Raw genomic sequence first — 24,272 nt, forward strand, 5'->3', positions numbered from 1 at the left:
CAGTCTAATATAAAAATATTGCTATTTATATTTAAAGTTGGCATCACTTAAAAACTAAGTCTAAAGCCTAGATAATGTAAACATGTAAAAGAAAGAATATTAAAGATCGAGAATAATAAGAAAAATTAATGAGTTCTTCACCAGGGAAAGATCAGATACAAAACGGTATAAAAGAAATTTATAATACTGTACTGTCAACAAAAAATATTACTGCTAGATATATAGCTATACTAGCGTTAGCGTCTCTATGGTTAGACGCATACGATTTTGCCTCGATGTCTTTCGCCACTGCTTCTTTAGAAAATACTTTTCCTAATGTATCCTCATTACTAATCTCCTTCTCTATAGGAGTTATTGATCTAGGAGCTCTTTTTGGTGCAATAATTGGAGGATGGTTAAATGATAGAATAGGCAGAAGAGATATGTTCATACTTAACATGATACTATTTATATTCATGGCTGTTCTAGGCGGTTTTTCTACTAACATATACGAATTAACGGTATTTAGGGGTCTATTAGGCTTTGCTCTGGGAGCTGATACTGCTACAGGATTTACATATATCTTTGAATATTTAGAAAGAGAACAGAGACTTTTCTGGAGTAATTTATGGCAACTTCAATGGTATATAATGTATCTTGTTACTATTGGTTTCATCCTTTTACCATTTTATTTCATAGAACATAGTCTTACAACACCTATATTATGGAGAGTTATAATGATAGTAGGTGGAGTTATAGCTGCCGTAATTTTAGGTTTTAGAAGTAAAATACCAGAGTCGGTATTATGGTTAGCATATCAAGGAAAACTAGCTACTGCTAAGAAAATAATTAAAAAGACCTATGGAATAGATTTACCTAATGTTCCTGATGTAGATGTTTTTATAAGACCTGTAGGTAAGGGCGTAAAGAGCGCATTTAGTATTTTCAAAGCTAGTAAGTGGAGAGAGTTAGTATATAGCTTTAATGGCAATTTTGAACAAGGATTTATTTTCTATACATTTGGATTTTACATTCCATACATCTTATTGGCACTAAAATTAGTAGGCCCATTAGCTAGTTTAGAAGCTTTATCAATCTTATATGCTGGAGGAATTATAGGAGGATATTTAACTGCATGGCTAACTCCAAGAATTGGTACTAAATCCCAATATGTAATAGGAGCAGTAGGAGAAGGCACTTCAGTAGGTTTAATAGCACTTACATATATTCTTCATTTACCTCTTCAGTATTTCGTATTCTTCTCCTTCCTATTCTTCTTCTTCCATGTAATAGGACCTGCTAGCCAAGGAATGACCTCAATAAATACATTCTTCGGTACGGCTGAAAGAGGTACTGCTGCAGGATGGGGATATTCATGGGTGAAACTAGCAGCAATAATAGGATTACTTATAGGACTTGCTGGGGTCAAAGTAAATCCAATTGGAATGACATTAGGACTTGCAGCGTACGGAATAGCCACCGGAATCTTAGGCTTATTTATAGGATATGACACAAGAAAATACAAACTTGAGGACGTCGCAGAATTAACTGAAAAACCTCAAAAGGTTTAATTTTTATAAAATATCAAGCAATTTTTTTATTGTATTTCTTAGTAGTAGCGAAGCTCCCATTTTACTAATTCCAAATTCTTCTGCTAGATCTTCCAAATCTATATTTCTAGGCACGTTAAAATAACCTAGATCCTTAGCTCTTTTTATTATAGCCTTCTGTTTTTCAGTTAACATTACATCCGTCACCCCTCTAGATAATAATTTCATTATTATCTCATTGTTAATTTTCATATAGCTTAGGCTTATTATTTTAACGTTATCGCTAGCGAAACTACTCCTTATGTTATTGGCAGTTTCTTTAGAGGATATAAATTCATATGTTTCTATACCATCCAAAATTTTACTAGAAAGAAGATTTATATCTAAGTTCATTAGTTTTGAGAGAACAGTTCTCTCCTCCTTCTGCACCATTTCTATAGAAAATATTTTCATTCTGTTGGAATCTGAGAGATTATCTATTTCATAGTCAATTATACTATCATCCTTACTAAGAACGTTCTTTATAACTTTCTTAGGTTCATTATCAGTTATTATTGCTAATCTTTTAGCTTTCAATATTCCTAGACCGTTCTGCTCACTTAATAAGAAATCGGAATAGGAAAAAGGAGTATGAGTACTCCAACAGTCAAGATGTTTAAGCTTAATTGAAAAATAATATTTTAACTTATCCATATGTTTTACTAATGTATAAGCTTTATATGTTTTTATAAAAAGAAAATTGATTAGAATTATCAAATCCTCTTAACATAATTTATACAAGTCATACGCCTAACCTTAAATTAAAATATAGAATCTTAGATTTATCTAGCTGGACTGCTTATAGGTATTAACGAAATTAATCCTCCATCAATCACAATACAAGTGCCGTCTATAAATGAAGCTAAGTCTGAGAGAAGAAAAGCTGTTAGGTATCCTATATCTTCAGAATTTCCTACTCTTCCCATCGGATAAACTTCTCCCCATTCTCTTATTTTATCTTCAATATGTTCTTTTCCAACCTCCTTTTCTGCTGCCCATTCTAACAATGGTGTTCTTATTGACCCGGAACATATTGCTACACATCTGATTTGAGGAGCGTAGTCTACTGCTATACTTCTAGTCAGTCCTAACAACGCATGCTTACTTGTAGCATATGCAGCTACTCTTTTCTGTACAGCCATACTCTGTATTGATGCTATATTGATTATCACACCTTTACCCTGCTTTTTCATATAAGGTATAGAATATTTAGCCATAAGAAAAGCTCCCTTTACATTAACATTCATTATATTGTCCCAATCTTCTTCACTAGTTTCATCGACAGCACCATAACTTTCAATACCAGCATTATTTATAATTGAATCTATTCTTCCATATTTTGAGACAACATATTCTATTCCTTTGATGACTTCTTCCTTCTTAGATACGTCTACCTTAAAGTAATCTATTTCATAATCTGGGTTTTTAACGTCAAAATCAACTACTCTAACGCCTTCTTTCAGTAAAATCTTGATTATACCTTTGCCTATTCCTTGGGAACCGCCAGTAACAATAGCTACTGTACCTTTTAACCCTAAATCCATCATATCACACTTTTCATTAATCCATTAAAGTATTATAGTTTACGTATTCCTAGAAACGAAATTCTAAGGTCCTGTTTTGCAATTTTATCCTTTGATAGAGATTGATAGTCTTCCCACAATTTGGTCCTAATGAAACTAGGAGTTATGCTGAGAGAATACAACAGCGAACTATTTTTAGTTTGTGTGATAGTAAGCTGATGGTAGTATTTCTATTTTTGTCTCCCAAGATCTATAGCGAGTACAAGGTCCTCTAGCTCATACTTTCTTGGCTTAAGATTTCATAGAATCAGAAGTGATTGTGAAAGGATTATAAGGTTCAATTCGGTAGACCCAAAATCTGATTAGTAAAAATAATTTTTATTCATTATTAGTTATTTATGTGAATTTAATGAAATTAAACAATTGATTCTATAATTTTTTTAGAAATTTTTAAGTGTTGTATTAGATCTTTTATATTTCTGAAAGTAAACTGAGGAATATTATTATAATATTAGAAAATGATGAGATGTGTATGATAGAATCCGTTTTATTTACATTGATTATTTAATACATTATCCTTAATGTTCCTGATTATGAGTATAATGAAATATGTTCCTCATGAAGAAAAAATATGAGGTTTAATATTGAATTTGTATTTGTAAAACTATTTTGGGTCTACAGAGAAAGTCAGTATGTAGAGGAAAAATAGAACTGGTAAACGAAAATGCTTGGTTATATGTTAAATTCATAACTTCCAATATACTTAAAATGTTAAGGTATTAGTTTTTCACTTTTAATAGTATAGCCTATTACAATAGTTAATAGTATAGCTATTAGCAGTATTGTTATACCTGCATATAACATAAGATTTTGAATTCCTATGGCAGATTTAATTATAGTCCCTGAGTATATATACGAAAGAAGTATAGTAAAGCCTATATATGTTCCTAATGGAGACCTGGAAGATCCAGCTATCTTCTGCAGATATGAAAGATATAAAGAAGGCGGTATAATCATCCAAGAAATTCCTATAGAGTTAATTAAAATTAATATCATATAATATAAATTGCTAACAAGTAACCCCAAAATTATTGAAACTATCACTGTAATGGGAATTGAAATTAAAAGAAATGCAAGAACATATTCATTATATATTTTTCTAGATTTTATTCCTTCTGCAATAAAGAATTCTAGGAGGCCGTTTTGTCTATCGTCTATGAATAAAGATACTGTAAGAGAAGAGAACATTATTCCGAAGAAAGAAGGACTCATTAATAGCGATATCAATATAAATGGAAGTATAATTTTTATTGTAACTATTTCATAAATATTGATAATAAGAAGAATAATTGAGGCTATCAAAAAATATATTGTTGTACTATAACTTCTTTTTATCATTCTTTTTAGGAATAGGAACGAAATCATTTCTTCACCTCAAAAGATCTTCTAGGGGATTTCTCATTTCTTTAATTTCAAATATATTGATATTCCTTCTCATTAGCTCTTGGATTATAGAATTAACTTCTGCAGGATCATTAAGATTTATTACAAAATAGTCTCCTTGATATTTACCCTTAAGAATTTTAGACAAATCTTCTGATGCTCTAATCCCTATTGTATATTCTCTTAATTTTATTTCGTTTATAGGTTTGAATAATGAAATACTTCCTTTGTCTATAACTATAACATAATTTCCTATTTCTCTAGCTTCATACAGATTGTGGGAAGTATATATTATAATCTTGCTCTTGGATAAAGATACTATCAATTTTCTTATTTCTGAAGCTAAGATAGGGTCTAGATTTTCTGTAGGTTCGTCTAAAAGATATATATTATAATCTTTAAGAAATACCTTAGCTAATGACAATTTCTTCTTCTGACCTTGGGATAAACTCGATATTCTCTTATCCAATATATCTTCCAAATGGAATCTACCTATAACGTTATTCGGATCTCCTCCAATTATTTGAGAGAAAAATTCTAACGATTCCTTTACTGACATTTCTTGAGGCAAAGCAAAAGAATGAGAAAGATACCCTATGTTGCCTTCCTTCTTTATCTTACCTTTAAAAGGTGGAAGAACACCAGCTATCACCCTCAAAGTAGTCGTCTTACCTGCTCCGTTCCTACCAAGAAGTATATAGATTCCATTCTCCTTTATTTCAAAAGATACGTCGTGTAAAACCTCAGTTTTCCCATATCCTGCACTAACCTCATACAGACCTAACATATTACCACCTTCTTCTTCTAGGAAAGAAAACTAAGGAAAAAACTGAGACAAAAAATCCTATATAAAATAGTGCAGGCTTTCCTAGAATAAAACTTAATATGATTAAAAATATTGCAATAGCTAATAGGGAAAAACCTATTACTAAATTAGATTTAATTTTTACAATATATACTAACAATATTATAAAAACTAAGAGAACTAATGGAAAAATAACATAAAAATCTGATGTAATTGACATTTATAACACCTATCCTAACATAGAATCTCACACGCTGAAGCTGCAGCTGCTTCCGCTGCACATTTTTCTCCACAAGTAAATGAGTCGGTTAAAACTCTACATGGATCTCCAGCGCATTGCAAGTTTATGCATGCATCAAATACTTCAAGGTCTAATTCTGGCAAACTCAACTCACCTTCTCTATTTTTAAGAATGATAGTCCTTCATTTTTTATTTTTTCTGCTAATGATTCAACGGTAAGCTTCTGTCGTGGTACTTTATATCTTCCATCTAATACCTTGTTAATAATTTTTCCATGGCTAGACACTAATATCACTTTCATATCTGTTTCTATATGGTCTGGCTTCTTCAACGAATTCGAGAATTTTTCTATTACTGTGATAAAATCTTTTTGGGTATTTATCGATAGCACAACATAATGAACACCGTTACCCGCATCTATTGTAATTTCATATCCTTCTATATTATTTGTCTTCATATAGCCTATTTGAAATTCATCAATAGTAGTATTTCCATGTTCTAAAATTTTTATTTCTCTTGGTGGTTTAGGAAAATTTTCCTGGTTTTTCTCGAATACGTTATCTTTTGTAGGATCAAATAACAGGGGATATCCCCAGTAACTGGAGAGATAGCTAGTTAAAATAACTTTCTTTAAGAGCATTTTATCTAGATGCGATTCTCTATATATAGTAGACAACTACTATTACCTAACTTACTTGCTATTTAATAGCCACTTCCACAAAGGTATTGCTTTAAATCCGTCCACCTCTCCTTCATAATCCCAAGTTATTATTATTCCCTCATCAGCTTTCAAAGACGAGCTTGCCTCTTTAAGTCCTTCCATCTCCCTTTCCTCTATCTTATCCATAGCGTAGGTTACTTGAATTAAAATCTTAGGTTCAAAATTTTTAGATACAACGAAGTCAACTTCTCTCCTTTTACCTTTCCAGTAAAATACTTCCTTGCATCCCCTTCTCAATAACTCAAGATATACTACGTTCTCCATTGCCCTAGAAATTGAGAATTCGTAACCCAAAGCTGTTGGGTAACCAGTATCGATTATATAGAGCTTTTTAGGATTAGCTCTTCTTTTACTTTCGCTCTTTTCAAATTCCTCAACTAGGAATGAAAAGTAAGTCTCTTTAGCCTTTGAAAACAGTTCCAGAATAGTATCTTTACCTATTTTAATTCCCAACCCTTTCATATAATTATAAACTCTATTCACGGTAATAGGATTGGAGTAATTTGCTATAAGAAAACTTGCAAAGACTTCAGTAATATTAGGTTTAACTATAGAAAGATCTCTGACTATTACTGAATCGAAATATGACCTCAATAGTTGAACCTTATCTTTCTCAATTACAACGGCAGGATAAGAACCGAACTGCAAATATTCCTTCAGAAAGGAGAGTATTTTTCCTCTTTGCAGAGTATAGTCCATCAAGGGATTATAAATAAACCCTTTAAACCTAAGGAATTCCTTAAAAGATAAAGGGTAAACTTCATAATTAACACTTCTTCCCCTAAGTTCATTAGCTATATTTAAAGGCGTTAGTTGTGAAGACGAGCCTGAGAGAAATATCCTAGCGTTTAACCTCTTCCTAAACCAACTACCGTAATCCTTTACATCTTGAATCTCATCAAAGAAAATATACTTAGGAGTTTTGCCGATAAGTTCTTCAAAGGACAAAATTATCTTATCCAAATCGTTAACAGTCATGTTTTTTAACCTATAATCGTCAAAGTCAACGTATAAGATTTCGTCATGGGAAGCTAACCCTCCTTCAATTATTTTCTTTATTGTCTGATAGAGAAGGAAAGTTTTGCCACTTCTTCTCCCACCGGTTACTGTAATTACGTAATCCTTGTCTAGAGGTAAGGATAAGTCCCTTTCTATTATATTAGGTAATGCTGAAGTAAGCCATTCTGCTATGAAGCTCTTTATTCCTTCTTCCATAAGAATGATGATAATTGCAAGTTTAAGTCTTTTTCCGACCAGTTTTACGTAATAATTGGTCTCTAAGAGACCAGTTTAATTTCATTAATGCGATTTTAACATCTATGAAAATATTGTGCGTCTAAGATAATTTTTATTTTTTACAATTTAATTCTGTTAGCAAAATCTCTCTTTATCAATCTTCTAGGTAGCGGAGTGAACTACTCCCCCATCACCGGTAGACCCAAAATCATATTACAAATATAAATTCAATATTAAACCTCATATTTTTTCTTAATAAATAAAAGAATATATTTCATTATACTCATAATCAAGAGCATTAAGAATAATGTATTAAATAATCAATGTAAATAAAACAGATTCTATCATACGCATCTCATCATTTTCTAATATTATAATAATATTCCTCAGTTAATTGTGTGGAAATATAAAAAATCTAATATGGTACTTGGAAATTTATAAAAATTATCATATAATTATCTAACTAATTACATTAAATCGTTACGAACTACTAATAATGAATAAAAATTATTTTTACTAATAAGATTTTGGGTCTACCGTACTAGGCGTGGTCATCCTGCTAGGCGTAAGGCTGTGCGCGAGTTCAAGAAGTTGGGTTATGAACGTTGGCGGGATGAGAAGGGTTAGTTAAGGTGGTTGGTTGAGTCCTTGTTCTCTGCTGTTAAGCATTTGGTGAGTCTGTTAGGGCTACGAGTTTTGCTGGTCAAGTTGTTGAGGCTAAGCTAGTTTGGCTTATGCTTGGATGACATGGCTAACCTTGTTGTTGATCGAGCTAAGGGAGTTGAAGTTAAGTCTTAGTATAGTAAATTGGAAGATTTATTATTTTCTACAGAAAGCACATTTTTACTGTATCATTCTAATGAAATATATTGAACGAACCCACAAAGCAATGAGAAGCAAAAAAGTTAAAAATCTATATTATGTTGGACACTACACTCATCCAGGAGTAGGCGTTCCCATGGTTCTAATTTCAGCAGAAATATTAGCAAATATTATTACTATAAATCAATAAGTCCAAATTCAGCTCTAGATACCCAAACCCCTTCCTAGGAATCTAAATTACGTTCTAAACTTGATCGATTTCTAGATTAAGATCTCTAAAATTAATTAGAGTTTGCTATATAGCACTATTTTTTAGTTTACTTCAATCTTCATTGAAGCTAACGCTAAAGATTTAATCTGACTTTTGATTTCGAATTTAAGAAAAACAAGAGGCTTAATATCTAAGATTTAAGAATTCCACAAAGCACTATAGTACTTATTCTTTATAGCTTATTTTATCCTCAATCTGTTAATTCTCTTCTTTACTTAACTCATTCCCATTATTTCCTCTACAAAATATTCATAAAATCTAATACTTTTAATGAATATTATTGTTGTAATCTTTATTAACATTTAAAAAGATCAATTAACTATCAAACCATTAACTATATTTATGATGAAAGCTAATAATTATATTTATGAAGGTGGATGAAATGAGAGTAAATGAACTATTAGATATAAAATTCAGCGATATGCTTAAGAAACAGACATTAATGATTGATACTAATTCCAGTATAGCGGATGCTGCCAGTGAAATGATTAGGAATAACATCAACTCTTTATTAGTTGCCGAAAAAGGTAAACTTGTAGGTATAGTTACTGATAAGGATATTGTTAAGGCAGTAGCAAATAAACTCGATCCGTCATCAAATATTCAAAAAATAATGACTAGAACAGTTATAACAATAAATGGAGACGAAGATGTTTTAGAAGTTTTAGATACCATGCTAAATAATGAGATAAGGCACTTAGTAATTCGAAAGAATGGAAATATCGTGGGAACTATAACTAGAAGAGATATTATTAGTTACATTCTACTTTTCTCTAAAGAATGGCCTAGTTCCTGGAGATAAGCTGTATAATAACTAAGGAAAAAGTAAGAATAAAGACTATAATGTGTTAATTAAATTTAAGGAAATATTGATTAAATAAGATCTATATATTTCATATTAATTATTAATTTCTTTTTTTTAAAATATATTGACTAATGTATGAAACAGTTCTAATGATAATAAATCAATGTCAGTATTTTGTAATATGATTTAGTTTTGAATTTGTATCTTCAAATTAGCTTCAATTATATGCTTAGAATTCTAGTAATATGCCCCAATAATTATATTATATCTAATTATTTAATCTACTAATCGAAAACTTTAAATTCTGACTTAAATATGAATTATTATGAGTTTTGCAGAAAATCAAATTCTAGTTACTAATGCAGAAGAATTACCTGGATATAAGATAGTTGAAGTTAGAGGATTAGTAATAGGGATAACAGTAAGATCCAGAGGTTTGGGAGGTAATATAGTAGCCTCATTAAGAAGCCTAGTTGGAGGTGAAATCAAAGAATATATAGAATTAGCTGAACAAGCTAGATTACAAGCACTACAAAGAATGATTGATAACGCTAGAACTCTTGGAGCAAATGCAGTTATAAATGTTAGGTTCGACTCTAACGAACTAGCTCAAAACATGGATGAGATAATAGCTTATGGAACTGCAGTAATTGTAACTAAAAACAGTTAAATCTAGAATAAAAAACTAAATGGTTAATACATTAGGATTTTCAGAACTATTCTATTTTTTAGACTATTTATTTTAACATAAATACAGTTTAAAGCTAAATCAATAAGACTATTACTTCCAGTAAGTTTTTAATTATCATTTACCATATTTTTAATTTATAACTGGTAACAATCTCTTCTACTTAATAAGGAATCTTAAATTAAAATTTTGAACTTACTAGTCAAAAATTTCCAAATTAAAAGTACAAATTATCTATTAGTTAGAATATGCTTATTAATCAGAAAAATATTAATGGAAAGAATAAGGGGCAATTCGCTGATCCATTGTGAATAGCGATTTTATGCCTTTTATGTGATACAAATCTACTACATTAACGCTAAGTTTCACCATAATTTTTAGCTAATTATTCTAAAAAGAGTTAAATTAGGCGAATTCACAAAAGAAATCTGAATCTCCCATAGCTCTACATTAGTTACTTCAAATACTAAACATTTTTCAATGATAGAAGGATTGAAGATTAAGAACTGGAAAGAAAGTTTACAGATCTAATCTTTTTCTGTCCCGGAAATAATCTAAGGTAATTGAGAGAACCATAAAGTTCATTAAACTAAAACTATTTTCTTAAGTATTGTTGAATTCTATAGTTTTCTTCGATGTTAAACCAATTGTCTTTTCAAATTCTAAATCTAGTGTTAGACCAAAATTAAGTTTAACATTAGCTTTGATAAAAATTGAAGTAACTTATAAAGCAGAGAATCCATTAGGAAAACTTTATTTTACTGTATACCTACCCAGTAACTAGTGGTATACCCTGTTATTCGATATAAAACCTAAGGAGGATCCTAAAGATTTATTCGATAGAGAGGAAGAGCTTCAAAAGCTTAAAAATGGAATAAATTATCCTGTTTCACTCTTATTAGGTTTAAGGAGGAGCGGTAAGTCTTCTTTGGTCAAGGTTTTAATGAAGGAAGAGGATGCTATATGGATATACTTAGATTTGAGGAAATACGAAACTAAAACTTTTATAACTTATAAGGATGTAATAATAGAACTTGAAAAAGCATTAAATAGATTTCCTCAAAGAATAAAGAAATTACTTGAAGGAATAAAGGGGATCAATGTTGCTGGTTTAGAAATAAAACTGAATTGGGGAAAACAAAAGGTAGAAATATCTGAAATATTTGATAAACTTTCTGAAATAAGTGAAAAAGAAGATAAAAAGGTTATAATAGTGTTTGATGAATCTCAGGAACTTAGAAAGCTAAAAGGATATAATTTACTTAATCCGTTAGCCTATGCTTATGATAATCTAAAAATTAGGTTCTTATTTACTGGAAGCGAAATAGGCATGGTATATAGATTTTTAAAAATTAAAGATCCTAATTCGCCGCTTTTCGGTAGGGCAATGACGGAAATTACTATACATCCCTTCACTAAGGAAAAGGCTATAGAATTTTTAAAAAAAGGATTTGAAGAAGTGAAGATTAATCTCGATGAGAAATTACTTGAAGATGTATATAATAATATAGGAGGAATTCCAGGTTGGTTAACATATTACGGTTTTAATTACATTCAAGAAAAGGATCACGAGGAAGCCTTAAATAAAACTATAGAGTTAGCTGTTTCTTTAATAAAGAAAGAATTTAGGAATTTTCTAAAAGGAAGAGAGGAGGCTAAGGAAAGATATTATACAATAATGGGCGTTTGTAAAAAAGGTTGTAGATGGAGTGAATCTAAAAGAGCTATAGAAGCTAAGGAAGGGGTTAGAATTGACGATAAGAAATTAACTGAATTATTACAAAACTTAATTGACGCTTCTTTTCTAATTAAGGAAAATGAAATATATAGGCCTGCGGATATCTTAATAGAGAAAGCATTTTAGCTACCTAGTAATGTTTCCACTATATATCGAATTATATACACTTCTTGATTAAAATATAAATATAATAAAGCTACGTTAATTTATAAACATAATATCACTGAAATTATTGTAATAATATAAAAATGAATTCGCTAGAGTGCAATGCAATATATAGTCTAGTGCTTTGTGGACTAATTGAATTTTCTTAGGTCTTGAACTCACTAGATCAAGATAAATTCTAAACCAGACGTTTGATTAAAAGTAAGTTTAACATTATTTCTGAGAAAAACTGAAGTAACCAACAAAGCGTCTGCTCAGAGTAAGCTTATTAATCAGAATAATCAGAAAAAGATTTATGGAAAGAATAATAAGAGTTGGGAAAAGGAACGCTATCTATATTCCAAAAGATATAGCCGAGAGTATAAACTTGAAGGAGGGAGACAAAATAGAGCTAATTGTGAAGGAGGGAGACAAAATAGAGCTAATACCCCTTAGAAAGCCGACTAAGTATTGGGCAGAAATAGACGTAAATGAGGTAGAAGAGATTGGAGAAGAAATTAGTAAATCTCTCGGAATTAATAGTTGATACATCATTTTTACTTCCATTAGCAGGAATTAAGGTTAAAGGTATTGAGAATGATCTATTAGATGGAAAAACCATATATTATCCATCACTTATGTTAACAGAACTTATAGCTGTAATCATTAAAGAAGCAAAGAAGCTAAAATTAAGTCAAATACCAGAAGATGCAATGAAAGGTTTATCGTACATCATAAGTAATGTTAGATTAATCTCACTGGGACAACAAGATTTGGGAATAATATATGAGATTATAAACAATGGATGGAACGATATATTTGACGCAACCTTATATTCTGCCTACAAAAGTACTGGAGTTCCTTTAATTACAATGGATAAATCGTTTTACGAATTCTTAAACAGAAAAGGATTAGATACTAATAAAATCATATTAATTTAGATTATACAGTTTTAATATATAGATCAATTAATATCGATTAAAATACTATGATTCTCTTTAACTACTTGATCATATTATAGCATATAATGAAAGTCCCCCTTGATTAAATGAGGCTAAATTTTGACTTATTTTAAAATATATAATATCTTTATGCTTAATATTATTATATTATTTTGAATTAAAATAAAGTAAATGATTATAATGTCTGGAATTACTTTCCTAAAGCTTTAAACTTCTCTAAATTATTTAAATATTTATAATTTAAGTAGTTACTAACTATTCTAGTTAGTAATATCATTATCTATTACTAACCATTCGAATATATCACATAAGATATTCTTCTTTAATTATACAATAATAGCAATTTCTTTCCCCTTCACACGGATCAACTACTATCAAATTTATCATATAGAATATACATTAATCTGACCTTCTATTTCTTATATTACACTGGCTATTTCATACCCTAAAGATATAAGCAAATTTGCACTAAAAATCTTTGATTCCTAGAGACACCAATTTTTATAAAATTCTACATTAGTTTCATCAATGCATGAGGAGGAACAAGAATGGTTACAAGCAGCCAAACTAGGATTAGGTTATATGGGATGGCCTGGACATCCGTTCGGGAACTATTATCCTCCTTGGGTTAAATCAACAGACCCCTCTAAGTCTGTAAGTTCTGAAAACTCTACTGCAGTAACCCCACTAGTACTATTGTTATTGCCAGTATTATTAGTTCCAGAAGTATTTCAGAGTAAGATATATTTAATTAAGTCATAATTTTTTAATATCCTTTTAAGCTCTATATACATTTTTAATAATATTATTATGAAGGTTTATTAGACTATAATATAAAATATCATGATTAAATATGGCTAAAAAAGAGGAGATAGGCAAAAATCTGGAAAAAGATGGTCCAGCTTCTTTTGGTAAGGATACAGCAAAGGCTGTAGGATCTCAGTTTTTAGGATTTCTCCTTGATGCGTACGACCTAACAATGATATTAACAATAGCTCCAGTTTTGGCTGTTGTACTTCTCCCACCTTCATCTCCTTTACTAGCAGCATTTAGCGTTATATTAGCATATTCCTTGACTATAATATTTAGACCTGTGGGATCAGCAATTTTTGGGCATTTTGGAGACAAGTTAGGTAGAAGGACCGATCTGATTATAACAGTATTAGGTCTAGGAGTTACTAGTGCACTAACTGCAGCGTTACCGACTTATGCTCAAGTAGGAATATTATCTTTTATTCTATTTGTTATAATAAGAATAGGAGTAGGAATATTTGCAGGAGGAGAATATGCTGCTGGACATCCTTTTGCAATGGAATGGACTCCATATAAATGGAGAGGTTTAATGAGCGGTCTGGTTCAAGGTGGTTTCTCTTTCGGCGCTGCATTAGCTGCTGCTGTGTTAGCTCTCTTTATCTCAATTTTCGGTCAAAAGGCTCTTGAGATCTATGCATGGAGATATCTTTTTCTCACTGCTTTAATTCCAGCAGTTATAGCTCTAGCAGTTAGATTATTCATGAGGGATACTCCAATTTTTTCTAACTTAAAGGCAAACAATAAAATAAGGAAAAGTCCTTTTACTGATCTCTTTAGGAAACCTTACAGGAGAGATTTCTTTCAAGTTATGCTTTACATGACTGGAATGTTCTTCTTTGCCTATGCCCTATTCGCTTTTGTACCTACAATCTTGGAACATAAACCTTCTGTATTTCCGCTAGGCACGGCAGATGATATTTACACTATATCTACAATAGCTGCGTTTTTTGGTGCATTATCTTTTGGTGCATTATCTCAAATAGTTGGGAGAAGAAAACTAACGTTAATATGGGCTATAGCTACTGCTATAATCGCAATTCCTATTTACTACATGTTAATGTACGGTGCTACTATAGACAGTGTAGCAATAGCAATGATAGCAGGAATAATTATAGGGGTAATCACTCAAGGACCTTGGGGAATAATACCAATTTATCTTTCTGAAAGATTTAAAGCATCAATGAGGTCTTCTGGAGTTGGTTTCGGATATTCTTCGGGGATATTTCTAGGTGGATGGTTCAGTATATATGTACCTTTAATGCACGAATATCTATTCAAATCTATAGATACTCCTACAAATATATGGTTCTCTACTGCCGTTCTTCTGCTAATAGGAGCTATAATTGTAGGTATAGGGCAATATTTAGGACCAGAAACACTTGGAGAAGGCCTTTCTGAGTGAACCTTTATTATAAAAAATCTAAGATATAACATTTTTATACCGCTTAAACATTCTCTACTTATGAGTTCTACATTATGGAAAAAGAGGGTAATCCATATTATAGTTTTTGTGCTAGTATTATACCTAATTAATTTCCTAGATAGAGTAAATATTTCTTATGCAATAGACGCTGGAATGTTTAACGATCTAGGGTTGAGCTCTGCTACAGCTACAGTGGCTGCATCATTAGCTTCTTCTCTATTCTTCGTAGGATACTTTATTCCTCAAATATTCTCAAATTTACAGATTAATAGGATAGGAGTTAGGAAAGTTTTTGCTCTAGCTTTCCTATTCTGGGGCATTATTACTGTTTTAACAGGGTTATCTACTTCAGTTACTGAAGTGTACGTACTAAGATTTTTATTAGGAATTGCAGAAGCTCCATTTTACGCTGGCGTAATATTTTACTTGAGTTTATGGTTTACCAAAAAAGAGAGGGCTACAGCAAATAGCTTATTTAATGCAGCAATACCTATTTCTGGAATTATAGGAGGATTAATAGCGGGAACAATATTTTCGGTTTATGGTAATGATCCTGGGTGGAGATACTTATTCTTTTATGAGGGGGGCCTAGCTATAGCGTCAGTAATATTCATTTATACATTAATGAGTGACTTCCCTAAAGATGCGAAATGGCTATCAACAGAGGAGAAAAATCTTCTAGTTTCGGAAATAGAAACTTCACCAACTGTTCACACTAGATGGACCAGAGCCTTAGCGGACCCCGACGTAATAAAACTAGCTATTGTGTACTTCCTTGGAGTCACCAGCCTATATGGTTATACCATATGGCTTCCTTCAATAATTTCAAGCTTTTCTGGAATCTCGGCGTCCTTATCAAGTTTTCTTAGTGTTATACCTTACGTCATAGCTTCCATAAGTCTAATATTTATAGCTAGATATTCTGATAAAAAACAAACACATAAATGGGTTACTTTTTACGTATTTCTAATAGCTGGTGTCGGATTAGCTGCAAGTGCCGCAGTTCTAGGAATATCGGCTGCAATATCTTTCATATTTTTCGTGGTAGCTGCAATAGGTATATTCAGTTTCCTATCACCGTTCTGGGCAATACCTACAAAATTCTTAAAAGGTGAATCTTCTGCAGCATCAATAGGAATGATAAATGCCGTAGGAAATCTTGGAGGAATATCTGGACCTATAATAGTGGGAGTTTTAAAGGCTTACACTAACTCTTTTTTACCAGGGATTTACGCTATGGCAGCTTTCGCTTTCATAGCAGGAATAGTGGTTCTACTAATAAAGAAAGATGTAAAACAAATCATATAACCTAGTATTCTTTTTTACTATAATATTAAGACTTATATTTTTCTAAGATTAATCATATTCTTCTATTTGAGTTTAGACAATTCTTACCTTTCTTAATAATATTCCCTAATGAGAAATCCGCTTTAAGTAATGATAATCTAAAATATTTTTCACTTTATATTTAAATAAACTTATTTTTAGTCAATGGTAAAAATATATAATATATCATATAATAAACATTTAATGTTGGATAGATTTGTAATAATATTTATATCTTTCGTTTTGTAACGTATACATTAATCTAGTAAATATAATTATACTTTTACATGTTTATATTATAGAAAAAGATTTAAAAATGATGATTTAGATAATATTCTATGATGTTTAATGTCATCCCAATCAGCATTACAACAAATTCTAGACCAAATAGACACTAGGAAAGTAACTAGATTCTATTGGATAATAACGATCTTAGCTGCGATAGGAGGTTTTCTATTTGGTTACGATACTGAAGTTATAGGTATTGCATCTGTTTTTGTCCCATATCATTTTACTGGATTTGTTTACGGATACGAAATAGCCAGCGCATCATTGGGCGCAGCTATAGGTGCCATAATAGCTTATTTTTACACGGATAGATACGGAAGAAAATCGTTATTGATTGCAGACGCAGCTATTTACACTGCTGCCGCTATCCTCTCAGCTCTTACAATAAATGGGGCAATGCTTCTTATAATGAGGACAATCATAGGCATAGCTATAGGTGCAGATTCTGCAGTAGCTACTGCCTACATAACGGAATACGCTCCAAAGGACAGAAGAGGATCACTTGCAATAATGCAACAATGGATGATAACAATAGGTATTTTGGGATCTTATTTTGTTGGATCTGCAGTTTTGTTAATAGCTCCGTCTTTAGCCTACGCTGTAGGATGGAGATTAATATTAGGATTAGCCGCAATTCCTGCTTTAATAGGTTTAATATTCAGATTCATGATGCCTGAATCTCCAAGATGGTTGTTACTATCTGGACAAATTGATAGATTAAAGAGGGACTTAAAGAAGTTCGGATTAGAGGTTAGCGATTCACTCATTCAAAAAGCTACGCAAGAAGTTAAGGCTGAAGCTTTGGCAAAGTTTGATACGCCCACAAAGAGAGCTCTCCTAGTAGTAGGATTATGGATAGTTTTCCAACAAATAACTGGAATAAACGTTCCATTCTATTACGGTCCCACTATAATTCTTGGATTGCATTTATTTGCTAGCTCAACAAATCCAGTATATACTGAGATTGACTCAGTCTTGGCAGCATCAATACTTGCTGTAATAAACGTAGCAGCCACTTACATTGCCTTTAAGTATATTGATAGGATAGGAAGAAGGAACTTAGGAATTTCTGCATATGCAGGAATGCTAGTTTTCGATTTAATAGGAGGAATACTTGTAATGGAAGGTATATTAATAGGAGCCCTCATAGCGTTTGCAGGATTCATAATATTCTTCGCATATGGTGTAGGAGGTACTGGATGGTTAATTCAAGCTGAATATTTCAAGACTGCAATTAGGGGTAGAATGGCTGCAATAATAGCGTTAATAGATTGGTTAGCAAATTTCGCAATAATTGAAGTCTTCCCTGTAATGTTGTCGTCCATAGGATTAGCGGGATCAATGTTCGTATTTACGGCATTGGACGCTATAGCGTTAGGTGTCATATACTTCTTACTACCAGAAACTAAAGGATTATCGCTAGAGCAAGTAGTCAAAATGTTTGGAGAAACACCTACATCACAATTGAGGAAAGGAAGAGAAATCGTAATGAAAGAAGAGAAAAAAGAAAAACTTGTTCCAGAATCTAAATAACTTTTTTTAATATAACTATTTTATATTTGTCTAAATTCTCATCATATATTTCTGATACTATATCTACATTTTTTAACTGTAGCTTATAAAAGAATAAATCTCCTAAAAGTATAAATCCATATGGCTTCAGGATACGTACTAATTCCTGCAATGCTACATCTCTATCTTTTATATTATGATAGACTAAATTTGATACTATAACATCAAAGGAATTATCCCTGAATGGGATACCAGTTAGATCTGAAGATATTATGTAGAATCTTTTATCAAAACCTAAAATTGAAATATTTTTTCTCAACTTCTCTATGCTGTTATCCTTTAGGCTAGTATCTTGAAAATTATCAACGCCGTACACAATAGTATTTTTAAAATAATCCATTACTACGCTTGATAAAAATCCTAGTCCACATCCTGCATCCAATACTTTAGAAGGATCTTGTATGACTGAGCTAAACGCTTTCTTAAAAAGTTCTGATATTCTTTTCCTAAAGTTCTCCGATTCTTGTTTGGTAGAATGATGATAAGTGCCGAAATCTATTTCCATAATATCTACTTAATAGATTACGTTTAAATCTACCTAAATACCAAATAGGAAAACTAGAATTTTACGTCTTAAGATTATTCAGAAAAATCACTAGTATTTCCTAATATAAGTTGACATTATGCTTGAAGTTCAACCGAAATATTTATTACTGAACGCCCCCGTTAAGTTAAAGTTTAGCGTTACACGAAGTTATAGAATCTCTCTATAAAGTCTATTCCAATTTTTTATATAACTTGAAAATTAATAGAAATATCTAATTACTTAACGTTCTCTAAGCAATGGAGTAATTTATTTAAGTGGAAAAAAGATAATTAAATATATGCAAATCCTAAGAACGTCTGCCGACATATATCTAGAGGAAGCTGATGAATTACTTTCAAAAAACGACATAATTCAAGCAAGCGAAAAATACTACAGAGCAGCAGAAGAAGCAATAAAAATACTTTCCAGCGTGATTCTTGAAAAAAATATAATTTCTGAAGTTATAAGCAAGAACTGGAACACGGAAATAATTAATAAAGCAGTGTTTCAGCTATCGTCAGTACTTGGAAATTGGATAATTGAAAGCTGGGGCTCTGCAGTTGTATTAATAACAGTAAATCTTGATCTTCTACAAGTAAAAAAATATAGGGAAAATATAGTTAAGTTAATTCAGATTGCTGACGAAAGATTTAATAGAAAAATTATTGAAAGAGGCTGATGAATTACTTTCAAAAAACGACATAATTCAAGCAAGCGAAAAATACTACAAAGCAGCAGAAGAAGCAATAAAAATACTTTCCTTTAATAATTCAATAAAAATTATTTCCAAAGTAAACCAGATAGGTCACTGGAATTCAAAGCTTTACTTTAATGCTATTGATGAACTTGATAACATTTATCCCAATATAAGGTCATTATGGATATCTGCCTGGATATTACATGTAGAAGGATTTCATGAGGCTAGATTAACTCAAGAAAATGTTAAGCTTCTTAAAAATGATATAGAAAAAATAATAAAATTAATATAATAAGACCAATAGTCATAATTAGCAGTTTACGGAAATTTTTCTTGCTAAAATATTTTCATTCTATCTCGTAATAAAATAAATTTTATCCATTCTAGGCAAAGATATTTTAGGTATTACAGTAAATTATTTAACTTCTATTCCATTATATTAAATTATTTTTAACGCTACGTAATACTACAAGGATTTTTGTAGAAAGTCTACAGGAAATTCTTATCCTTTAATATTGTATAAAAAAGACGATAAAATAGGAAATTACTGGCGTTCAGTAATAAATATTTCGGTTGAACTTCAAGCATAATGTCAACTAAGGTTGCCACGTGAATCCTTTCAATTCACGTGGCGATTTAGGGTCACTTAGGCTCATAAGGCTTATTATTATACCAAACGCTCCACACAACCTTAGCCAACTTTCTCGCCAAAGCAGTGTACAACTTCCTACCGTGAAGCTTATCCTTATGAGACTCGTAAACAACAAGGTCGGGTTCTTTGAGTAGTTAATCTGCGCAAGAAAGTAGAAAAGGCTGCGCAAGTACTTATTACCCCTCCTTGAGATTCCCTTACTTACCACCGCCTTACCGCTCCTCTCCACAACAGGGTCCAGGCCGCAATAAGCTACGAAAGACTCAGGCTTAGGAAAGCGCCTAATATCACCTACAACAATGGTTATACCGACTGCAAGCTTCCCAACTCCCGGTATTGTAGGATGTGGTCTTCCGATACTTGACTCTCGATCATCTCCTTGACCTCTTTTAACTTCTCCTGCGTCTCAAAGAGGGCCTTAGCCAGTATTTTTACCTCTTCAAGTACTATTGGCGTGTATTCAAGTTGGTAGAGTACTTCTTGTGTTCTCCGCTTGCTAGTCTTTCCAACCTCTCCTTGTTTGTCGTTGTCGCTTACTAGGAATAGTGCTCTCTTTAGCCTGTTCTTGTGCTTTACTTCCATGTCCTTTAAGAACAGGTATAGAGTTACGAGTTCTCTAAGGGCGTTATACTCGTACTCCTTAGCCCTGTCTGCCATGTTTTCTAATTTTTCTGCGTCGTAAAAATCTGTTTTCCCGAAGTCCTTTTCCCTTGATAGCACGTTAGGGCTTACTTGTAGTACTCTTATTCCTTTTTCCTTGAAGTATTGGGAGGGCTTTATGGAGTATACTCAGGTGGGCTCCAGGACTATCGTGCAAGGCTTCATCTCGAGGATTTTTTCATAGCCTTTTAAGTTGTTCTCATATTTCCCTCCCCTGTTCGTGATTAAATTGTCTTTTGATATATCTATCCCTATGGGGTATTACTCTTTACTCCCTAGAGCTAATAAAACCTATATAGGAAGTATTAGCGATGTTTTCTGTTCGTACTCTTCCGCTATCATGGAACAAGTTTTATAACTTGGGAGGGGATAAGTAACTTATGAGGGGGTAAGTTTCACGTTATTTGATCCTAGACCTAAAGATAAATTGAAAGATATATTTGACAGAGAAAAAGAAATTAACGTATTAAGAAATTCCCTTGATTCTCCATTGACTGTCATTTTAGGCTTAAGAAGAACGGGCAAAACGTCGTTAGTTAAGTCGGTTCTTAATAACATAAGAGCCACTTACGTATTCTTGGACATGAGAAGATTTGAAAACAAGGAATACATAGTTTACAAGGATTTTCTAAGTGTATTGGAGAGAGAAGTTAACTCAATTACTAGAAAATATAAAGGATTAGTTGACTATTTCAAGACAGTTAAAGGAGTGAATTTTGCAGGTCTTTCTTTAAGCTTTAGTTGGGGAAAAGAAAGGACAGAGCTTTCTGACGTACTTTCTTCGTTAAATGAGTGGGCTGAGGATAATGGTAATAACGTAATCTTGGTTTTAGATGAGGCTCAAGAACTGATAAAGCTTAAGGGATATGACATACTACCGTCAATAGCTTATACCTTTGATAATTTAAGAAACTTGAGTTTCATAGTAACTGGTTCAGAAATAAGGGTAAAATCAAAGTTCTTAAGGTTTGACAATGAGAACTCTCCACTTTACGGTAGAGCTTACGTAGAAATTAACGTTAACCCTTTTGATAAGGATACATCAATTAAATTCCTTGAGAAGGGTTTTGAGGAACAAGGAATTAAATTCAGTAGAGCGGAAGAGGTTTACGAAGAACTGGGAGGTAACCCTGGTTGGCTAACCTATTATGGTTACGTTTATATTAAGAAAAGAGACACGGACGTAATGGAAGGAACTAAAAAATACGCTAAGAAGTTGTTATCTACTGAATTCTGTAATTTCCTAATTGAAGGCAATAGATTACAGTCAAAGGAAAGATATCTTAAAGTTCTAGAAACGTGCAAATTCGGTTGTTCATGGAAGGACATAAAGAATGCATTAGAGGCGTTGGAAGGAAGAGAAATAAACGATGATACATTGTACACTATACTTCATAATTTATTAGAGTATTCGTTTCTAATCAAGGAGAACAGAAAATACTTTTTAGCTGATCCCATTTTAAAGGAGATAAGTAATGTAAAGTGTTAAGTCCTTGAGTAATATGCCGTTGTCAGCAGTTTCCGAGAAGCCGTGAAGTTTAACCGTTTTGATATTATTTAACATTCCTAACCCTTTTAATTCTATTAAGTAAGCTGAAGCCATGTGTCTATTAAATCCCTTTTCCTTCATCACCTTCTTATGATCCTCAGAATTAGTAGTACCCTTAGGATTAACTAGGATGACGTTAAAACCCGACCTTAACGATTTAATAACACCGTGGATTAAAAACTGCTTCTTAGCAAATCTACTAATCCTTCTGTTACCAATCCTACTCTTAGTAAAAATTCCTCCTCTTTATTAGGAATAAATCCTCAAAGACAATGTGGTCAACACAAATCCTCGAAAGGGAATTAATGGCTCATGACAAAGCATTCAATCGCAAGCCTTAGCAAGCTTCTTACTGAAAAACAAAAACAAGATAATCAATATAGAAAATTAGAAAGTCTTATATATCTCTTGTAGTAGAGAAAATTATATGATACCAGAATATTTAGGTGGATTAATTTTCATATTGATTATAATTGGAATGTTATCATTAGTAGTTTACGCTGTATTGAATATTTTTTATCCAAAATCTCCCAGAAAGCTTAAAATTGAAGCCTCGGTAATTCTAGGTTTCATAATACTCGCATTATTTTCGTCTTTCACATCTTTCATTCTTTTAATAGTTATTCTAGCTTTGGGTTTAGGTTTAATATATGGATTTAAGAAAATATAATCTTTATTATTAAAATTTTTATATTTTCTTACATTTTAATAATTATAAAGGAGGATATAACTAATTATACTCATGTTAAACATTCCATTAGATTGTACTCATCTCATTCTGGGCATTTCTAAGTATTATTATAAATGCTTCATAATTTCCTCTTATGGGAAGTGAGAGTGGGAAAGACTTAATTATCAGCTTACCTTAAATTTTTATTTATGGAAATGAGAAAAGCAGACAGTAAAGGCAGAATTTATTTTGGTAATGAATACGCTGGAAAGAATTTTTACGTAGTGAAAATATTTGACGGTATACTTTTGCTTGATAACGAGATCAAAGCTAAGGAAATTGAAGAAAAGAAGGAGGAATTCTTAAAAGGAAATATAGAGAAATTATTAGAATTTTTAGGTGAACCTACAGAAGAAGAAATAAAGGAGGTAGTTGAAAGATCGAGGAAAAGAAGATTATCGTAGATACAAACATAATAATAAGTAAAAAATTCTTAGATCTTAATAATGTAATAGTAACTGAGAGTGTGGTTCAAGAACTTGCGGAATTTATATTTCAAAAATATCTAGATTATATGAATTCTTCACAACAAGAGAGAGCTAATGGATACATAAAACTCTTCAAATATTTGATCGAATACTTGTCTAAATATCCTTTACTGAGTCATTCCTTCAAGGATTATATTCAAGCTATAGATCTCTCTACTAGTAGGAATATCGATGTTACAGACGCTCTTTTAGTAATAACTGCTCTCAAACTGAATACAGTAATAATGACTAAGGATAAGGATTTTGAGAGAGTTAAGGATCTAGTAAAAATAAAATATTTGTGAATAAAAACATTTTATGCTATTAAAAATTTTCCTGTTGACATGCTTTGTGGATCTGTTCAATTTTTCTAAGAGACTACATTAAACTTACTTTTAATTCTACTGCTGATTTAGAATTTATACTGAAGAAGTGAGTCTAGAGCCTAAGAAAATTCAACTAGTCCACAAAACACTGTTGACAGTATTTTTCAAATATCTGTTTACATCTTGAAGAGTTTTATGCTTGGTTATAGAACTAAAGTTAATCGATATATTTAACAAACTAGCTTAAATAAATATTTTTAAATATTTAATGCTATA

27 protein-coding genes and 3 pseudogenes are annotated in these 24,272 nt (G+C 31.6%); 19 read left to right on the forward strand and 11 right to left on the reverse strand.

Annotated features, from left to right (window positions below; genetic code table 11):
• Positions 1-128: 128 nt before the first annotated feature.
• On the forward strand, positions 129-1,550 hold the full coding sequence (locus DFR85_RS30810) for an MFS transporter (protein WP_110271576.1): 1,422 nt from the start codon (positions 129-131) through the stop codon (positions 1,548-1,550).
• Positions 1,551-1,553: 3 nt separating this feature from the next.
• Here DFR85_RS30810 and DFR85_RS30815 read toward each other — a convergent pair whose 3' ends face one another.
• The 8 genes from DFR85_RS30815 to DFR85_RS30850 form a co-directional block, all read right to left on the reverse strand.
• Positions 1,554-2,222: a helix-turn-helix domain-containing protein gene (locus tag DFR85_RS30815; protein ID WP_110271577.1), complete on the reverse strand. Its 669-nt coding sequence runs from the start codon at positions 2,220-2,222 to the stop codon at positions 1,554-1,556.
• A 128-nt stretch (positions 2,223-2,350) separates the two neighbouring features.
• Positions 2,351-3,112, reverse strand: a complete 762-nt coding sequence (locus tag DFR85_RS30820; protein ID WP_110271578.1) for an SDR family oxidoreductase — start codon at positions 3,110-3,112, stop codon at positions 2,351-2,353.
• A gap of 750 nt (positions 3,113-3,862) precedes the next feature.
• The gene (locus DFR85_RS30825) at positions 3,863-4,516 is read right to left on the reverse strand and encodes a hypothetical protein (RefSeq protein ID WP_110271579.1); all 654 of its coding nucleotides are present in this window, start codon (positions 4,514-4,516) and stop codon (positions 3,863-3,865) included.
• Positions 4,517-4,520: 4 nt separating this feature from the next.
• Positions 4,521-5,321: an ABC transporter ATP-binding protein gene (locus DFR85_RS30830; RefSeq protein WP_110271580.1), complete on the reverse strand. Its 801-nt coding sequence runs from the start codon at positions 5,319-5,321 to the stop codon at positions 4,521-4,523.
• Position 5,322: 1 nt separating this feature from the next.
• Positions 5,323-5,559 carry a hypothetical protein gene (locus DFR85_RS30835; RefSeq protein WP_110271581.1) on the reverse strand — a complete coding sequence of 79 codons (237 nt, stop codon included), beginning with the start codon at positions 5,557-5,559 and terminating at the stop codon, positions 5,323-5,325.
• A 14-nt stretch (positions 5,560-5,573) separates the two neighbouring features.
• Positions 5,574-5,723, reverse strand: coding sequence for a hypothetical protein (locus DFR85_RS30840; RefSeq protein ID WP_162582882.1), 150 nt, complete (start codon positions 5,721-5,723; stop codon positions 5,574-5,576).
• A 2-nt stretch (positions 5,724-5,725) separates the two neighbouring features.
• The gene (locus DFR85_RS30845) at positions 5,726-6,256 is read right to left on the reverse strand and encodes a hypothetical protein (RefSeq protein WP_110271582.1); all 531 of its coding nucleotides are present in this window, start codon (positions 6,254-6,256) and stop codon (positions 5,726-5,728) included.
• Between the two features lie 15 nt (positions 6,257-6,271).
• Complete coding sequence (locus tag DFR85_RS30850; protein ID WP_210433921.1) at positions 6,272-7,516, reverse strand: ATP-binding protein; 1,245 nt, start codon at positions 7,514-7,516, stop codon at positions 6,272-6,274.
• 561 nt (positions 7,517-8,077) lie between these two features.
• On the opposite strand from DFR85_RS30850, the pseudogene DFR85_RS30855 reads away from it, so the two are divergent.
• The 12 genes and pseudogenes from DFR85_RS30855 to DFR85_RS30910 form a co-directional block, all read left to right on the forward strand.
• Positions 8,078-8,335 (forward strand): annotated as a pseudogene (locus DFR85_RS30855) (IS5/IS1182 family transposase); the annotation flags it as partial.
• 91 nt (positions 8,336-8,426) lie between these two features.
• Positions 8,427-8,549, forward strand: a complete 123-nt coding sequence (locus tag DFR85_RS32180) for a hypothetical protein (protein WP_281351045.1) — start codon at positions 8,427-8,429, stop codon at positions 8,547-8,549.
• Between the two features lie 463 nt (positions 8,550-9,012).
• A complete protein-coding gene (locus DFR85_RS30865; protein WP_162582884.1) occupies positions 9,013-9,432 on the forward strand; it encodes a CBS domain-containing protein in 420 nt (139 codons plus the stop codon).
• Between the two features lie 328 nt (positions 9,433-9,760).
• Positions 9,761-10,105 carry a YbjQ family protein gene (locus tag DFR85_RS30870; RefSeq protein WP_110271586.1) on the forward strand — a complete coding sequence of 115 codons (345 nt, stop codon included), beginning with the start codon at positions 9,761-9,763 and terminating at the stop codon, positions 10,103-10,105.
• Between the two features lie 628 nt (positions 10,106-10,733).
• Positions 10,734-10,907, forward strand: a complete 174-nt coding sequence (locus DFR85_RS30875) for a hypothetical protein (RefSeq protein ID WP_162582886.1) — start codon at positions 10,734-10,736, stop codon at positions 10,905-10,907.
• A gap of 21 nt (positions 10,908-10,928) precedes the next feature.
• Positions 10,929-11,987 carry an AAA family ATPase gene (locus DFR85_RS30880; protein WP_281351098.1) on the forward strand — a complete coding sequence of 353 codons (1,059 nt, stop codon included), beginning with the start codon at positions 10,929-10,931 and terminating at the stop codon, positions 11,985-11,987.
• A gap of 334 nt (positions 11,988-12,321) precedes the next feature.
• Positions 12,322-12,552, forward strand: coding sequence for an AbrB/MazE/SpoVT family DNA-binding domain-containing protein (locus DFR85_RS30885; RefSeq protein ID WP_110271588.1), 231 nt, complete (start codon positions 12,322-12,324; stop codon positions 12,550-12,552).
• On the forward strand, positions 12,512-12,946 hold the full coding sequence (locus DFR85_RS30890) for a PIN domain-containing protein (protein ID WP_110271589.1): 435 nt from the start codon (positions 12,512-12,514) through the stop codon (positions 12,944-12,946). Before DFR85_RS30885 ends, DFR85_RS30890 begins: the two co-directional genes overlap by 41 nt.
• Positions 12,947-13,495: 549 nt before the next feature.
• The gene (locus DFR85_RS30895) at positions 13,496-13,729 is read left to right on the forward strand and encodes a hypothetical protein (protein WP_110271590.1); all 234 of its coding nucleotides are present in this window, start codon (positions 13,496-13,498) and stop codon (positions 13,727-13,729) included.
• A gap of 91 nt (positions 13,730-13,820) precedes the next feature.
• Positions 13,821-15,182 carry an MFS transporter gene (locus DFR85_RS30900; RefSeq protein ID WP_110271591.1) on the forward strand — a complete coding sequence of 454 codons (1,362 nt, stop codon included), beginning with the start codon at positions 13,821-13,823 and terminating at the stop codon, positions 15,180-15,182.
• Between the two features lie 60 nt (positions 15,183-15,242).
• Complete coding sequence (locus DFR85_RS30905; protein ID WP_110271592.1) at positions 15,243-16,511, forward strand: MFS transporter; 1,269 nt, start codon at positions 15,243-15,245, stop codon at positions 16,509-16,511.
• Positions 16,512-16,877: 366 nt separating this feature from the next.
• Entirely contained in the window at positions 16,878-18,350 is a 1,473-nt protein-coding gene (locus DFR85_RS30910; protein ID WP_110271593.1) for a sugar porter family MFS transporter, read from the forward strand.
• Here DFR85_RS30910 and DFR85_RS30915 read toward each other — a convergent pair.
• Positions 18,343-18,894 (reverse strand): class I SAM-dependent methyltransferase, encoded by a 552-nt coding sequence (locus tag DFR85_RS30915; protein WP_110271594.1) that lies wholly within the window; start codon positions 18,892-18,894, stop codon positions 18,343-18,345. The two genes, DFR85_RS30910 and DFR85_RS30915, sit on opposite strands and share 8 nt — an antisense overlap.
• A gap of 319 nt (positions 18,895-19,213) precedes the next feature.
• On the opposite strand from DFR85_RS30915, the gene DFR85_RS30920 reads away from it, so the two are divergent.
• A complete protein-coding gene (locus DFR85_RS30920; protein ID WP_110271595.1) occupies positions 19,214-19,594 on the forward strand; it encodes a PaREP1 family protein in 381 nt (126 codons plus the stop codon).
• Positions 19,581-19,904, forward strand: a complete 324-nt coding sequence (locus DFR85_RS30925) for a PaREP1 family protein (RefSeq protein WP_246252936.1) — start codon at positions 19,581-19,583, stop codon at positions 19,902-19,904. The genes DFR85_RS30920 and DFR85_RS30925 overlap by 14 nt, the downstream gene beginning before the upstream one ends.
• Before the next feature lie 350 nt (positions 19,905-20,254).
• Here the strand turns inward: DFR85_RS30925 and DFR85_RS30930 are convergent.
• Positions 20,255-21,179 (reverse strand): annotated as a pseudogene (locus DFR85_RS30930) (IS110 family RNA-guided transposase); the annotation flags it as partial.
• A 172-nt stretch (positions 21,180-21,351) separates the two neighbouring features.
• Here DFR85_RS30930 and DFR85_RS30935 point away from each other — a divergent pair.
• Entirely contained in the window at positions 21,352-22,413 is a 1,062-nt protein-coding gene (locus DFR85_RS30935; protein ID WP_110271597.1) for an AAA family ATPase, read from the forward strand.
• A gap of 57 nt (positions 22,414-22,470) precedes the next feature.
• Here DFR85_RS30935 and DFR85_RS32065 read toward each other — a convergent pair.
• Positions 22,471-22,807: pseudogene (locus DFR85_RS32065) on the reverse strand (hypothetical protein); the annotation flags it as partial.
• Between the two features lie 93 nt (positions 22,808-22,900).
• On the opposite strand from DFR85_RS32065, the gene DFR85_RS30945 reads away from it, so the two are divergent.
• From DFR85_RS30945 to DFR85_RS30955, 3 genes are all read left to right on the forward strand, one after another.
• Positions 22,901-23,143: a hypothetical protein gene (locus DFR85_RS30945; protein WP_110271598.1), complete on the forward strand. Its 243-nt coding sequence runs from the start codon at positions 22,901-22,903 to the stop codon at positions 23,141-23,143.
• Between the two features lie 209 nt (positions 23,144-23,352).
• Complete coding sequence (locus DFR85_RS30950) at positions 23,353-23,607, forward strand: hypothetical protein (protein ID WP_110271599.1); 255 nt, start codon at positions 23,353-23,355, stop codon at positions 23,605-23,607.
• Between the two features lie 47 nt (positions 23,608-23,654).
• The gene (locus DFR85_RS30955; protein WP_246253088.1) at positions 23,655-23,975 is read left to right on the forward strand and encodes a PIN domain-containing protein; all 321 of its coding nucleotides are present in this window, start codon (positions 23,655-23,657) and stop codon (positions 23,973-23,975) included.
• Positions 23,976-24,272 lie beyond the last annotated feature (297 nt).

Origin of the sequence: Acidianus brierleyi, from assembly GCF_003201835.2 — an archaeon.
GTDB lineage: Archaea > Thermoproteota > Thermoprotei_A > Sulfolobales > Sulfolobaceae > Aramenus > Aramenus brierleyi.